This window comes from Ulvibacterium sp. (assembly GCF_965228935.1).
Classification (GTDB): domain Bacteria; phylum Bacteroidota; class Bacteroidia; order Flavobacteriales; family Flavobacteriaceae; genus Ulvibacterium.
Genome location: NZ_OZ245846.1, coordinates 4,549,195 through 4,564,048 on the forward strand (window position 1 = coordinate 4,549,195; position 14,854 = coordinate 4,564,048).

At 37.6% G+C, this 14,854-nt stretch carries 13 protein-coding genes; 8 read left to right on the forward strand and 5 right to left on the reverse strand.

Translation table 11 applies throughout. The features are described from left to right. Window positions 1-116: 116 nt before the first annotated feature. The 5 genes from ACO06Y_RS19175 to ACO06Y_RS19195 form a co-directional block, all read right to left on the reverse strand. Window positions 117-1,076: a sulfotransferase domain-containing protein gene (locus ACO06Y_RS19175; RefSeq protein ID WP_422080642.1), complete on the reverse strand. Its 960-nt coding sequence runs from the start codon at window positions 1,074-1,076 to the stop codon at window positions 117-119. Window positions 1,077-1,145: 69 nt separating this feature from the next. Next, window positions 1,146-2,603: a lipopolysaccharide biosynthesis protein gene (locus tag ACO06Y_RS19180; protein WP_422080643.1), complete on the reverse strand. Its 1,458-nt coding sequence runs from the start codon at window positions 2,601-2,603 to the stop codon at window positions 1,146-1,148. Next, window positions 2,600-3,457, reverse strand: coding sequence for a sulfotransferase (locus ACO06Y_RS19185; RefSeq protein WP_422080644.1), 858 nt, complete (start codon window positions 3,455-3,457; stop codon window positions 2,600-2,602). The genes ACO06Y_RS19180 and ACO06Y_RS19185 overlap by 4 nt, the downstream gene beginning before the upstream one ends. 85 nt (window positions 3,458-3,542) lie before the next feature. Continuing rightward, window positions 3,543-4,685: a glycosyltransferase gene (locus ACO06Y_RS19190; RefSeq protein WP_422080645.1), complete on the reverse strand. Its 1,143-nt coding sequence runs from the start codon at window positions 4,683-4,685 to the stop codon at window positions 3,543-3,545. After that, window positions 4,682-5,722, reverse strand: coding sequence for an O-antigen ligase family protein (locus ACO06Y_RS19195; protein ID WP_422080646.1), 1,041 nt, complete (start codon window positions 5,720-5,722; stop codon window positions 4,682-4,684). Before ACO06Y_RS19195 ends, ACO06Y_RS19190 begins: the two co-directional genes overlap by 4 nt. Before the next feature lie 326 nt (window positions 5,723-6,048). Here ACO06Y_RS19195 and ACO06Y_RS19200 point away from each other — a divergent pair, with 326 nt between their 5' ends. From ACO06Y_RS19200 to ACO06Y_RS19235, 8 genes are all read left to right on the forward strand, one after another. After that, window positions 6,049-7,170 (forward strand): glycosyltransferase, encoded by a 1,122-nt coding sequence (locus ACO06Y_RS19200; RefSeq protein ID WP_422080647.1) that lies wholly within the window; start codon window positions 6,049-6,051, stop codon window positions 7,168-7,170. Between the two features lie 93 nt (window positions 7,171-7,263). Further along, a complete protein-coding gene (locus ACO06Y_RS19205; protein WP_422080648.1) occupies window positions 7,264-8,463 on the forward strand; it encodes a glycosyltransferase family 4 protein in 1,200 nt (399 codons plus the stop codon). Between the two features lie 349 nt (window positions 8,464-8,812). Beyond that, a complete protein-coding gene (locus tag ACO06Y_RS19210) occupies window positions 8,813-9,424 on the forward strand; it encodes a sugar transferase (protein ID WP_422080649.1) in 612 nt (203 codons plus the stop codon). Between the two features lie 40 nt (window positions 9,425-9,464). Next, the gene (locus ACO06Y_RS19215) at window positions 9,465-10,499 is read left to right on the forward strand and encodes a GNAT family N-acetyltransferase (protein ID WP_422080650.1); all 1,035 of its coding nucleotides are present in this window, start codon (window positions 9,465-9,467) and stop codon (window positions 10,497-10,499) included. A 206-nt stretch (window positions 10,500-10,705) separates the two neighbouring features. Then, window positions 10,706-11,494, forward strand: coding sequence for a VOC family protein (locus ACO06Y_RS19220; RefSeq protein ID WP_422080651.1), 789 nt, complete (start codon window positions 10,706-10,708; stop codon window positions 11,492-11,494). Between the two features lie 220 nt (window positions 11,495-11,714). Next, window positions 11,715-13,439: an HAD-IIIC family phosphatase gene (locus ACO06Y_RS19225; protein ID WP_422080652.1), complete on the forward strand. Its 1,725-nt coding sequence runs from the start codon at window positions 11,715-11,717 to the stop codon at window positions 13,437-13,439. Between the two features lie 4 nt (window positions 13,440-13,443). Beyond that, complete coding sequence (locus ACO06Y_RS19230) at window positions 13,444-13,692, forward strand: acyl carrier protein (RefSeq protein WP_422080653.1); 249 nt, start codon at window positions 13,444-13,446, stop codon at window positions 13,690-13,692. Window positions 13,693-13,782: 90 nt separating this feature from the next. After that, window positions 13,783-14,853 (forward strand): 3-oxoacyl-ACP synthase III family protein, encoded by a 1,071-nt coding sequence (locus ACO06Y_RS19235; RefSeq protein ID WP_422080654.1) that lies wholly within the window; start codon window positions 13,783-13,785, stop codon window positions 14,851-14,853. The last annotated feature ends 1 nt before the right edge of the window (window position 14,854 follow it).

A 14,854-nucleotide genomic window follows, 5' to 3' on the forward strand; every position in this document is an offset into this window, starting at 1 on the left:
AGGCTATATTCCTTAAAATCCTTATTTCAAAATCGTTACAAACTTTAATCCCGGTTTTTGAAATTCAAGTAATAACCATTGAAACCCTTTTTCACCTCTGATTTGCAGGTCACTGACTATGTCATGGAGATTGTAGGAAACAATCTATTGTCCTTGTTTTCAGAAGATTTACTATAAGTTTCACTGTACCATTTATTGAAATACCCTCCATATTGATTCGCAAGGTCTAAGATCATATCATGATAATTTTCCTTCAACCATGCTAAAACCTCAGGGGGGCAATCCAATTCAATGGACTTATTCACTACCTTATTCAGACCGGACTCATTTGTGTCCTTAGTTTTTAGGGAGTCATCTCCCTTGCCGCCCGTCGAGGTTATGAATTGGATTACTTCTTCCAGCAGTTGTTCCGGAGCATCGATTACGGCATCGTAAAACCCGATCAACAATTGCTCCTTAGGAAAAACGCTAGTGAAGTTTTTTATGGTTCTAGTATAATCGGACCTTAAAACTTGCCCCTCTTCCTTCATAAAGGAAATAATTTCGCTGTTTTCCACATTATCCAATGAAAATCCTTTGATTCTTTTTTTAGTGTGTCTAAAATGGGACCAAGCCCTGTCCACCGGGTTCCTTAACATCAATATTAATCTAGCATCTGGAGCCATTATGTGCATCTGTTTTATATCCTCGATTTTAAGCATGGAATAGCTAGGGGTTATCTCACCTCTTATACCCCCCCCAAATAATTGAAAAACGGATTTGTACCAATTATCATTATAATTGGAGAAGTACCATTTGAAAGAAAACTTAATATGTGCCCAATTTCCCCTTAAAACAGAAGCCAGAATAGATTTTCCTGCTTTAACTAGGTACGACAAACTGAACAATCGATCCCTGACCTTGGTTTTTGACAGATAATTGGGAGAGGGATAAGCAGTGTCCCTATCAAAATAATGAAACTCCTTTACCGGTGGTATAGCGAATCCCGGTGCTTTAGATAAGTTATAATATAACCATGAGGTTCCTGCCTTTTGCGCTCCTATTCCCCAGAAATTGATCGGTGATTGATTTTTCATAATTATTCAGGTTTAATTGAATTGTCCATATTTTATCTTAAAAAATTCATTGGTACCCAACCTATAGTCCTATACCCTATTGAATACTTTTTTTAAGAACGTCTCCAAATATCGTCCTAAGATGTTAGGTCTAAACCTTGCTGTGGCCGTTAAAACAATAAGCAAACCTAAAGCAAACGTCAAAAACATTGTAACATCAGTTTTTCCAAATAGGCCAAATACCATATTGTAAACAAATATAATGGCTCCAAGATATAGCCCTAATTTCAATCCGGCTACAAAGGGCTCATAAAAGTATTCCCGTATTGATCCCTTGAATACATTTTTGACCAAAACAATCATCATTAGATAGTTTATAAAATGGCTAATTACAATCCCTATGGCTGCACCATTAATTCCAAAAAAATACCCCAGAATACCAGAAAGAACTATGATTATTAGAGTAAAAATATACTTCCGGGTAACATTCTTATAGATAAGGCCCTTGGCTCGAATAACGGAATCCGTCATTTTCCCTGAATTGCTAAAAGTAAGCACAAGGAACATTATTTGCAGAGGTACAACTGCCTCCGACCAATTTGTCCCCATCAGAATTTGCACAATTTCTGGTGAAAAACTAACCAAAAATACAGTAACGGGAATCATAATTGAGTTACTTAACCCCAATCCAAACTTGTAAATTCTCACCAGTCTTTCATTTTCATCCTGGATTTCCGACATTACCGGAAACATCACTTTGTTGATAATCCTTGCCAGTAACTGGCTTGGTAAATCTTTCAATGTCGAGGTTCTCTCATAGATTCCAAGTATACCTTGGGCAAAAATCTTTCCAAAAATCAGGTTGAGCCCCTTACTTGATAAAAAAGTGCTGAATGACAATAAAATCATGCCAGATCCAAAACTGAACAACTCTCGAGCTGCCCTATAATGGATTTTGGAACTTATTTTTATGGGAGCAAAATAGAACAAGGCGATGGTACTCAGTAACGAAGCTATAAGGGTAGCTATAACCAACGACCATACTCCATAACCATTTATTGCCAAATATACCCCAGTACCATAGCCAATCAAGTTTGACATAATACTGACCAATGAAACATTCTTAAAATAGTAATTTTTAAAAAGTAAGTTAGTTGAGATATTATTGAGAGCTAGCAGTATTAAATTCAAAGAGGCCACCTTTATGAGGCCATCCAGTCGCATATCTTCATAGGTAGATGCTATAAATGGCGATAGACAGTAAAAAAAGGTGTAAAGCGTAAGCCCAATAACCAGGCTGGTCTGCAGGGCTCCATTAATATGTTTATCATTGATAGCTTTATGTTGAATCAATGCGGAACCCATACCTCCTTGAATAAAAATGTTACCAATCCCAATAATGCCGTTAACCAAGGCCATTAAACCGTAATCTTCCTTTAACAGAAGTCTGGCCATTATAGCGAAATAAATGAATTGTAAAATACTTAGAAAGACAACTGAAAGTGATTGCCATTTGCCTGCATGCTTAATTTTATCGCTAAGACTCATCCAATTCTATTAAGTACATAGCCACACGCATTAAAAAATGGACGTTTTTTAGCAACATCCTCCCAACGATTATCGTACTTTATTCTCGTTTTCTTGAAACGATTGGGGGTGCCGGCTATGGTATGGTCATTATTTAGTTCCATAAATTCTGGAACTTTATAAGCGTCAAAACCAAAAAAATCTGATATATCGTCCAAAGTCTTTTGTGGATTTTTAAAAAAATCCTCATAATTGAGGTCAAAAACATCTTTTTTATCCACTCTTTTAAGCATGCTCTTACAATGCAGCCGATGTAAATAATTTGCTAAGAGCAACTTAATATGGCTAACATGTTTTTTGTTATATTTCTTCCTCCATTTGTGTTTTGAAATTGATACCGCCCGTAAATCTCTCCTTAAATGGATAAATTTAAACTTATATGGAGAATTTTGATAAAGGGAAATTCCATAAAATGCTTCCTTTGAAGAGTCTACCAGTATATCGCAATCGGTAATGTCGAATACTGCGCTATAAATCCGATTCATCAAGGATTTCGCTTGCTTATTTAATTCTTTCTGATGGTCTTTGTTCTTCCCCTTGGGAAAAATAATTTTTGTGTTTTTTATATCCCTTGGGTCGGCAATACCTATTTTTTCATATACCTGGTTCCAAAAATGACAATGTTCCAGACTTTCCCCGCAAGAACAATTCCAATCCCATGCGACCCCCGGTCCAATTTTATGAATATATCCTCCTAGAAGAAAGGACTCTCCGATTGAAACCATTTGATTCGACTTGGAAAGAATATTTTCAATTAATGTAGAGCCAGAACGTTGATTGGACAATATATATATTATGGTTTTTCTTTCGCTCATAAGTTTTGAATGGTCTTTTTTGACTAATGATTTTTTAAGGACTAATAGTAGGGTACTCTTGTGAAACCTTTTCAAAAGAAGGAGTTTACTTGCTTAGAGCCGTCTTATCTTTCATACGCGCTTCTATAAAGTTCAGTATACTCAAGGCCCTATCCCCAATTTCAAAATTCTTAGCATAATCCAGGGCATTCTTGGACATTTCCAAACACTTTTGATTGTCGCTGATAACCGAATGTATTGCCACTTTCAAAGCATTTACATCCATTGGATCAACCAAAATTGAAAAAGAAGGGTGGCATTGGTCCTTCACTTCGGGAATATTCGATGAAACTATCGGTAAACCACAAGCAATCGCTTCGGCAATTGCATTGCATGAACCTTCTTTTTGCGTAGGCAGGACAAAAACGTCAGCCGCCGAAAGCAACTCCGGAATCTCAAATGAGGGAACACTTCCTTTAAAAACAACCGATTCGCCTTTTGGATCTTGAGGCCCACTTCCTATAAAAAGAACCCCAACATTATCCAACTTTTCCACGGCTTCCAAAACCCGTAATGGTCCTTTATGTGGCATAAATCTTCCAACGAAAGCCACCAGTTTAAGCTCATTGGGGAACCCAAATTTCTTTCGCATATCCCCCTTATCCCTTCTATAAAACCGCTGTAGGTCAACTGCATTTGGTTTCATGAAAATTTTCTTTTCCGGGATTCCATAACTCATTAACTGTCCCTTCAATTTGTTTGAAACGGCGATAAACCCATTTAGCCCACTGATACTCTGATCAAAGTATTTCTTTGGATATCTTTTGGTAAAACTTACAAGGTCGCTTTCTCCAATGGCACAGAAGATAGGTTTACCATATTCTTTCAAGGCACTGACAGCGATTATACCATTTATCATAAAATGGGTATATACAACATCAAATTGGATATTGTTCTTTTTAACTGTCTTTTGAACCCCTTTGATTTGGCCCAATTCGGCAATTCTGTAGGTGTTAAATGACCCTAATTGCAAACTGGAAACAGAAAAAAAACTTGGCCTATAAACCTCGCAGTTTTCAACACCGTATGATTTTCCTTTACGAAAGGAACTCATTTTAAGTTTCCTCGGTGATATAACGGTTACCTTATGTCCCAACTTACAAAATTGCTGTATCAAATTATAAACAAATACCCCTCGAGCAGGATACGCAGGCGAAGGATAATTGTTTGATATTACTAAAATGTTCACTCGGCTATCCTTTTCTGTCCTTTTTGGGATAATATTTGTATGGTAGAACCTATCAAAATGGCAAAAAAGAACCAAAACAATATTTTCACGATACTACCTCCCTGTTTGGACATGTTAAACATGACGATTACGAATATTACAAGATTTAGGGAATCCCCGTACCTTTTAAAATGGAGCAATAACAATTTAACCAAACGCAACAAAAACATAACAAACAAAACTATCCCAGGCAAGCCACAAGCGATGAATATGTAGAGAAAAATATTATGCGGATTCATATACAGTCCCGAATAAGCATACATCATGGGCTTAACCCCAGTAAATCCGGCACCAACCAATGTATGGTCACCAATTATGTTGAAAGCTGTGCTCCACAAAACATTTCTTCCAGTATCACCGGTCTCCACGGTTTCCATCATACGTTCTGCCATTACCGGGTTGGTCTCCAACAAATAAGTTAAAAGTAAACTGGAAATGAATACTCCAAAAATGAATATTGCCCATTTGTTTACAACTCCCGTCTTTCTGAAAAAAAGCAATACCCCAAGCCCCAAAAACATTGAAATGAAAGCTCCACGTGAACCAGATAGAACAACTAAGCTAATAAAAGGAACACAAATTGGTATTGTTATAATTAATCTCTTAACGGAAAATCTATTTATTAGTCCTGACATGATAATCAAAAAAGCCAAAACACCTTTTACGCCCAAAACATTGGGGTTTTCTCCGAAGAGGTATATTCTTCCATGCACAAAACTGGCACCGTATCCCATAGCTGCCAATAGATAGAGCAATAGAGTACTGGCTAAATAGGCATTTAAAACTATAGGTAAAACCTTTGGTTTATTTTGCAAATGAGCGGCTATAAATGCCATAAGAGTAATAAGAAGAAGTGCTCTTTGGTTATAGGCAAACTTCATCTCCTCACCAACATATTGTGAGTTGATTGCAGAACAAACAAAACCTACTACAATTAACAATAGTAAGGGGGCTACAAATCTTTTAAGAGGCACGAAATTAAAATTTTTCGAAATCAAGGGAACCCATGTTGCCAAGTAAAATATTGTGGAAAAAAAAGTGACCGAGTAAGATCCCACAAGCTTAAAGGGATCCCAGTTTTCAAAAGTGACCGAAAAGACCAGTAGATATAAACAATAGTCGTTTATCCTATTTAAAAGTTTTGTCATTGCTCAATAGGCAAGTTTGCAATTTGATCACAAATTAAATTAAAAAAATAGTGCAAGCCCGAACTTTATAGCCGAAATACTAGTTTTATCGAATAATTGAATCTTTAAAAGATATATTTCATGATTATTAAGGGAGGCAAGCTAACTTTGACCTAAATATTCAACAATAATGCTTTATGCGATGTCTTCATATATGCAATGATTTTTTTGGTAGCGCCGTTCACAGAAACCTTTATAATAATCTTTCGGAATACCCTGTCCAGCAAACGATTTATTATCCTTCTAGGTCATACGCTATGCCTGCTGGAAAATCAATGGAATGCGACATTCCAAATGCGCATTTGATTATTTCAAGACCACTAAAAAAAATCCATAGATTGCTATTTAGAAGGAAAATCAACCTTTTATTTGACGACTTAGAACAAAAAGTCTCCTTACCAAAATATGATATTGTCCATGCAACAACCTTGTTTAGCGATGGTTCTTTGGCCTTAAAAATCAAAAAAAAGTATGGCATCCCCTTTATTGTTACCGTTAGATCGACAGATGTCAATGGTTTTCTGAGGTTTAGGAAAGATCTGGTATCGTTAGCAATTAGGATATTGAAGGAATCTGAAAGGATTATCTTCATTACACCCAGATTAAAACAGGGTTTATTCAAGAACAAAATCATTTTTGGACATAAAGAGTATTTTTTAAGAAAATCTGATGTATTGTTCAATGGTATTGATCCGTACTGGCTGGAAAATAAATCCCCTAAAAGGGATTTGAATCCAACCAAAATACTTTATGTAGGAAAATTGATTCGTAGAAAAAATGTCCTAAACCTAAGCAAAGCAGTCATAGGTCTAAACAATAATGGTCACAATTATAAGTTAACAATTGTGGGTTCGGGCGGTTCTTACGAAAAAAAAATAAAACAGTTGGCCAAGGAAAGAAGTGAGTTTATTTCCTATAAAGGGAAAATAATGGACAAGTCTAAATTGAAAAAGGTTTACCGTGAAAATCATATTTTTGCTCTTCCATCCAAATCTGAAACCTTTGGATTGGTCTATATAGAAGCTCTATCACAGGGGTTGCCAATAATATATTTGAAAAACGAATCTGTAGATGGCATGTTTTCATCAAAGGTCGGAAATAGATTAGCAAATCCAAAAATTAGCACTTTGATGAAAAGCCTATTGGAAATTTCCAAGGAGTATAATCATATAGATTTATCCGAAATTGATTTCGGGGATTTTGCATGGCCCAATATAAGTAGCAAGTACTTTGAAATCTATAAACAATGCGTACTTTAAATGGCCCTGTTGAAAATCCAATAAACATCTTTACTTAATGATAATTTCATTTTTATACGGTTAACCCTTTTACGATTAATTCAAATACTGATTGTGAAAATACTATATATACACCAATACTTTTTAACTCCAAAAGACACGGCGGGAACAAGGTCTTATTGGATATGTCAGGAGCTCATAAAAGATGGCCATCAGGTGACCATGCTAACCACATCTAGTAAGATTGATTCAAAGATAAAAAGAGTCAAGGTCGATGGAATTGAGGTAATTTACTTGAAAGTTCCCTATAGCCAGTATATGGGCGTTCTTAAAAGGCTAAAGTCCTTCGTGAGTTTTATGCTTAAGTCCGCACGCTTGGCACTGAGAGAGAAAGATGTGGATTTGGTAATCGCTACCTCCACCCCACTCACTATTGGGTTTCCTGCCCTGGTCACAAAAAAGTTAAAAGGAACTCCTTTCTTATTCGAGGTACGCGATTTATGGCCAGAAGTTCCAATACAAATGGGTGCCTTGAAAAACAAAATAGTCATTAGGTTGGCTACTTGGTTTGAAAAGACAATCTACAAAAACGCACGGTATATAGTTGCTTTATCACCAGGAATGATGGAGGGTGTTTTAAAAAGGGGTATAGCGGAAACAAAGGTTTCTATGATTCCCAATATGTCTAAGGTTGATGTCTTTTGGTCAAGGGAGAAGGACTTGGGTTTGGCGGACAGGCTCGGGCTTAAAAGGGACTCATTTAAAATCGTCTATTTTGGAGCTATGGGATTGGCAAATGGTATGGACTATATAATTGACGCCATTAACCATATCAAGGAGCAGGAAGATATTGAATTTGTCTTCATGGGCGGAGGGGCTACCGAACCGGTTTTAAAGCAAAAATGTGAAAAACTGGATATAAAAAATGCCCATTTTCTGGGAGGCTTTCCCCTGAAGGAACTCTCGGCAATTGTTAACTTATGTGATGTCTGCCTTATAACTTTTGCGGACATTCCAATTTTGGCTACCAATTCTCCGAATAAGCTTTTTGATTCGCTCTCCGCTGGAAAACCGGTAATCGTAAACTCCCCTGGTTGGACCAAAGACCTTGTAGAGCAAGGCGAATGTGGTGTGTTTGTGGATCCTAAAAATCCAGTGGATCTCGCAAACAAGATTATGTTTTTGAAAGATAATCCTGGGAAATGCAAGAAATATGGGTTAAATGCAAGAAAGTTAGCAGAAACAAAATACGACAAATCCATACTTTGTAGGGAATTTGCAGACATAGTTGACTCAATAGGTAAGCGGATATAAATGTTAACCAATATTATATAACAAAGGGATTGTCGGTGACCTTAAATCTTAATCGACCACCATGCTATCCAATGGAATTGAGATTTTTCAGCCCTGCTGAACTTAAAATTACTTTTGAGTTACGTATTAAGAAAGTATGAATCTTGCTTTTTGAAATGTTTTGAAGTTGACCTTATCGGAACTTGTCCGAGAAAGGAGTAATAGAACTGTTTTATTTTGTCAATCCTAACAGATTCAAGTATTTTTGTTCGTCATCTAAAAGAAAAAGCAAATCATTGCCATTTAAATAGCTTTAGTCTAAACTTGATAGTAGGAAATAGTCCTAAATCTATCCAAATTTGAATATACCATGTATCAGAATTTTGTAAAAAGAGTACTGGATTTTTTTGTCGCCCTTATTTTGCTTTTGGTGCTGTCCCCTTTTATTTTAGCGTTAATGGTACTATTATTCTTCGCTAATAATGGAAGTCCATTCTTTCTTCATAGAAGGCCTGGAAAAAATGAAAAAATCTTTACGCTATACAAGTTTAAGACCATGCGAGATCCCAAGGATGAAAGCGAATACTATCTGCCTGATGGTGAGCGAATTACAAAGATAGGGGAATTTATCCGAAATGCATCCCTGGACGAGCTTCCCCAATTGTTTAATGTAATAAAAGGGGACATGTCCATAGTTGGCCCCAGGCCTTTATGGGAACACTATTTGGAGTTGTATAATGATTTTCAACGACGCAGGCATAATGTGAAACCCGGAATTACGGGTTGGGCACAAATCAATGGTAGGAACGCTATTAGCTGGGAGGAAAAATTTAAGCTAGATGTCTGGTACGTTGACAATATAAGTTATAGTACAGATATGAAGATATTACTAAATACGTTTAAAAAAGTAGTGAAGCGGGAAGGTGTATCAGAAAGCAACCAAGCCACAATGACCATGTTTACCGGAACCCCTGAAAGTTGAGAACGGAGATATTGCCTAATGATTTTTAAAAAATCAATCCATGCTTGAAATTGTTCGGGATAAGGAAAAATGGGATAAAGTTATTCAAAAGTGTGCCCTTGTCGATTTTTATCATACCTATTCCTATCATCAATTATCCAAAAAACGAGGGGAAGAGCCAATTTTGATATGTTACAAGGAAGGAAACCAGATTATTGCCATTCCCTTGTTGTTACGGGAAATTGAAGGTTCAATCTATAAGGATGCCACCTCTGTTTATGGTTATCCGGGCCCTATTTCGAGCAATATAACAGAGGACAAACACTTCTTTTTGTTCCAAAAAGAGCTTCATAACTTTTTAAAATCGCAGAATATTGTTTCGGTTTTTTCAAGGCTTAATTCCCTTATCCCCCATCAAGAGCATTGTTTGGACAGACTTGGTCTGTTGGAGACTCCTGGTAGGTTGGTGTACATTGATTTGACCAAGACTCTGGAGGAACAATGGGCCACTTATAGTAGAAGGTTAAGGACTTATATCAACAAATCCAGGAGTATTTACAGTATTCGACAAGCCAGGACGGAAGCAGACGTGGATAGGTTCATTACCTTGTACCATGAAAACATGAGGCGCGTAAATGCCTATGAGCACTACTTTTTTGATAAAAAGTATTTTATGGATTTGATGAACAGTGGTGACTTTGCAACAGAACTTTTGTTCGCTGTCAATATCAATTCAAATGAGGTGGCCGGGGGCGCGCTATTCACAAAAAAGGATGCATTTATTCAATACCATCTATCTGGGACCAGAGAACGATATTTAGATTTAAACCCAGTAAAACTCTTAATTGATGAGATGCGCATCAGAGGTAGTAGTGAAAACTTTAAATATTTTAATCTTGGTGGTGGCGTTGGCAGTAAGGAGGATTCCTTGTTCTATTTCAAGTCCGGGTATTCAAAGTTTATAGTACCCTTCAAAGTCTGGAAATACAAGGTAAACCACACCATTTATGAGAATTTGGTAAAACAACTGGGTAAAGGACAGGAACACTGTGAAAATCCCTTGGAATACTTCCCACACTACAGGAGACACAAATAAAGGAACTGCCTTGTCATCAAAACTCCGTCGACATCCGAAATTGAAAAACCTTGGAAAACGGTTAATGTTTAGTTTGTTGGGTCTTGAACATCTGTTTGCCCAGGAGCTATCCAGAGATTAACCATTACAAGAGCGGTTAGATAAGAATTGAATAACAACAAAACCTAGAACAAGTGGGATAGGACAATATAAACGATTCTAGAGCAATGAACAAAGCTAGTTTTCATCACATACATTTGAATGTTACCGACATTGAAGCCACCATTTCCTTCTACCAAAAGTTTTTTGGTGCAAAGCATATTAAATACCGGGATTCCTCCGATGCATTGTTCACGGAAAGGTCATTTCTTTTGATGGACCAAATGGAAATAGTACCCCCTACTCATCTGGGTACCTGTCTTTGGCACATCGGATGGTCTGGCGTGGATGGCCCTTCGGAATATGCTTGGCGACTTAAAGAGGGCATAGAAGTGCATACCCCAATAAATCCACTGGGAGATGCCCATTGGATGTATTTTCTGGGGCCGGATAAGGAAGTGGTCGAGGTCTTTACTGGCAATAGAAACCACACCTTTGAGCATATTCATCTTTTGGCCTCGGATGTGGACGAAACCACGGAATGGTTCGAGACGTATTTGGGTTTGGTTCCAGAGTTTAAAAAGGCCCAACCCTGGGGCAACGGGCTCTTTAAATGGAACAAACTATTTGTAGACAATATAAACATTATGATAAATGGCAAGCCCAAGGAGGAGCGGACCTGGTACCCCAAAAACGGTTTTAAGTCCACTTATGGCACTACATTCGATCACATAGGGTTTTCATTTCGAAATATTTATCCCGTCTATGACAAAATGCAATCTAGAAGTGTTGCTATCATCAAGGATGTTAAATTAGATACAGTGCACGGTTTAAAGAGTTTTTTTGTTCAAGGTCCTGATGGTTTAGGTGTTGAAATTGTGGAAGAAAAACCCATTCCTAGTGGCATTTGGCAGTAATGATGACTCTGGAAGCTTAAGTCGTACGCGATTTTACTTAACAAGAAACTGGGTAAAATAGCGTTACATCTAAAATAATGGAAAAGATATCCTTATAAAAAGGTATTGTGGCAAAAGTATGGTAGTTTTGTTCCAAATTAACATCTTGCACAGACCATAAACATAAGTTTATCGTTTGGAAAGCAATAACAGTTTTTAGGATCCTTAGAACCAAATATCTGTGAAGAATTTTTTGCAACTCAAGAAAAACCTTAAAAAGGACTTCTCCAATCTTAAAAGTGTTAAGCTGGCCGTTTTAGGAGATACGGCCACACAATTCCTTGCACAAGCCTTGCGTGGTCTTGGACATGACCATGGGTTGAATCTGAATATTTGGGAAGCCGATTTCAGCCAAATTGAAAGGCAGATTTTTGATCCAAACTCGGAATTATATGGTTTTGAGCCGGAAATAGTGGTCATTTTTCGGGCCTCTCATAAACTACTGGGCAAATATAATACACTAGAGCAAAAGAAACATTCTTATTTGGCACAGGATGAATTGGCGGCCGTGGAAAATCTGTATTCCCAGATTGATGCCCAACTTGGGGCAAAGGTTATTTACTTTAATTATGCCGAAATAGACGATGCTGTTTTTGGAAATTATTCCAACAAGACGGAGTCCTCCTTTCTATTCCAACTGCGAAAACTCAATTATGAATTGATGCTTTTGGCATCCAGAATGTCCAATTTATATATTTGCGATCTTTCATCCGTTCAGAACCAGTTGGGTAAGTCCACTTTGTTTCAACCGGCCTTATACATAAATACGGAAATGGTATTAAGTGTGGATGCTTTGCCTGCTGTCGCATCAAGAACCTTGGATTTGGTCGCTACGATGAACGGGAAGTTCAAAAAATGTATTATTCTGGACTTGGACAATACCACTTGGGGGGGAATCATCGGGGATGATGACTTGGAAAATATTCAGATTGGAAGCTTAGGCATTGGAAAGGCTTTTTCTGAATTCCAATATTGGGTCAAGAAGTTGAAGGACAGGGGTGTAATTATAGCGGTATGCAGTAAGAATACGGAATCCGTGGCCAAAGAGCCTTTTGAAAAACACCCGGACATGGTCCTACGCCTGGAGGACATTTCAGTTTTTATGGCCAATTGGGACAATAAAGCAGACAACATCAGGCAAATACAACGTATCCTGAACATCGGGTTTGATTCCATGGTGTTTTTGGATGACAATCCTTTTGAACGAAATTTGGTAAGGGAGAATATTCCTGAAATATGTGTTCCGGAACTTCCCGAGGATCCTACGGAATATTTGGAATTCCTCTATGGGCTTAATCTTTTTGAGACCGTATCCTTTTCTAGCGAAGACGCATCCAGGACCAAGCTTTATCAAATTGAAGCGGAAAGGGCTAAATCCTTCCAAAAGTTTACCAACGAGGAAGATTTTCTAAAGAACCTTAATATGGTCTCAAAGGTGGAATCTTTCAACAAGTTCAATACCCCAAGGGTAGCACAATTGTCGCAACGGTCCAATCAGTTTAATTTAAGAACCATGCGCTATTCCGAGGCCGATGTGGAAAAAATGGCCCAATCCCCAGAATATGCCACGTTTACCTTTACACTTGAGGATAAGTTTGGTGACAACGGGTTAATCTGTGTAATCATCCTAAAAAAAGAGGACAAAAAAGTCTTGTTCATCGACACCTGGTTTATGAGTTGTAGGGTATTAAAACGAGGTATGGAACATTTTGTATTGAACACTTTGGCACAATACGCCAGGGAGCAAGGTTTTGATTCCCTTATGGGGGAATACCTCCCTACTCCCAAAAACGGTATAGTCAAGAACCATTATTCAAATCTGGGATTCAAGGATAGGGATTCCCATTTTCTGCTTGATGTCAAAAATTATGAACCCAAAAAAAGCTATATAGCCGAAAAAAAATAGATTTATGACAAGGAATCAAATATTATCCGATATCAACCAAATATTCATAGACACTTTGGACAGGGAAGATCTGGTCATAGAGGAAACAACCCAAGCCACAGATATTGATGAATGGGATTCTTTAATGCATGTACTTTTGGTGGATGAAATTGAAAAACATTTCAAAGTACGTTTCAAGGCCAGCGAAATCCAAAATTGGAAGAATGTTGGTGAAATCATAGATTCAATAAGTGCGGAGTCGCAATTTGCCTGAAACGATAATACAACTGGTCCATTATTTTTACATATCATAGATATGAAGGCAATTCGAATATAGAAAAACCGTTAAAACTAAGGTATCATCATGAACTTAAAGTTTAGAAACAAGAAAATTACTGGAATTCTGGGAGTTATACCCGAAAGGGAAATCCTATTTGAGGACGAGATTGATAACTATGAATTTACAAGACGCCAGTCCATGAAGTTGAAACTTGTTATGGGATTTAACAAAAGAAGGATTGTCAATGAAGGAACCACAATATCCGATTTATGTATTTTCGGCCTAAACTATTTATTTGACAAAAACTTACTCAAAAAGGAAGAAATAGACGGGTTGATCTTGGTTACGCAATCCCCAGATTATTTCATGCCCTCGACATGTCACGTAATTCATGGGAGATTAGGCCTTAAAAAAGATATTTATTGTAGTGACATTAACCAAGGATGCGCGGGATATTCCTACGGGCTAAATAAAGCCTTCATGTTATTGGAACAGGATTCCATTAAAAAAGTTGTAGTTCTTAATGCCGACGTACTTAGTAGAAAGGTGTCGAAAAAAGATCGAAGTAGTGGCCCTCTCACCGGGGATGGGGCGGCCATTACCATTGTTGAGAATGATCCATCGGGAAATACCATATATGGCGCAGTAAAATCCGATGGGTCCGGCGTTGATGCGCTGATCATACCAGCAGGGGGGTTTAGATTGCCCTCCACGGCTCAAACAGCCGAGTTGGTTAAAGACCATGCCGGCAATTACAAGGCGTTGGACCATATTGATATGAAAGGGGATGAAGTTTTCAATTTTGTACAAAGAGAGGTACCCCTTATGATTGATGAGCTATTGAATAATGCCGGTGTAAACAAGGATGACGTTGATTACTACATGTTTCATCAACCCAATAAGTTTATGGTAAAACAACTTGCCAATGCAATGGGAGTTACCAACGAGAAAATGCCCAATAATCTTGTTGAGAACTTTGGAAACTCGGCTAGCGTTACCATCCCTATCCTAATTTCCTATAACCTTGGGGACAGGCTCAAAAAAGAATCCTTCCTAGTTTGCCTCAGTGGTTTTGGCAATGGCCTTAGTTGGTCTTCCCTACTCATGAAAATAGGCAATCTGGATTTCTGTGAAACTATAGACTACGAAAATTAGA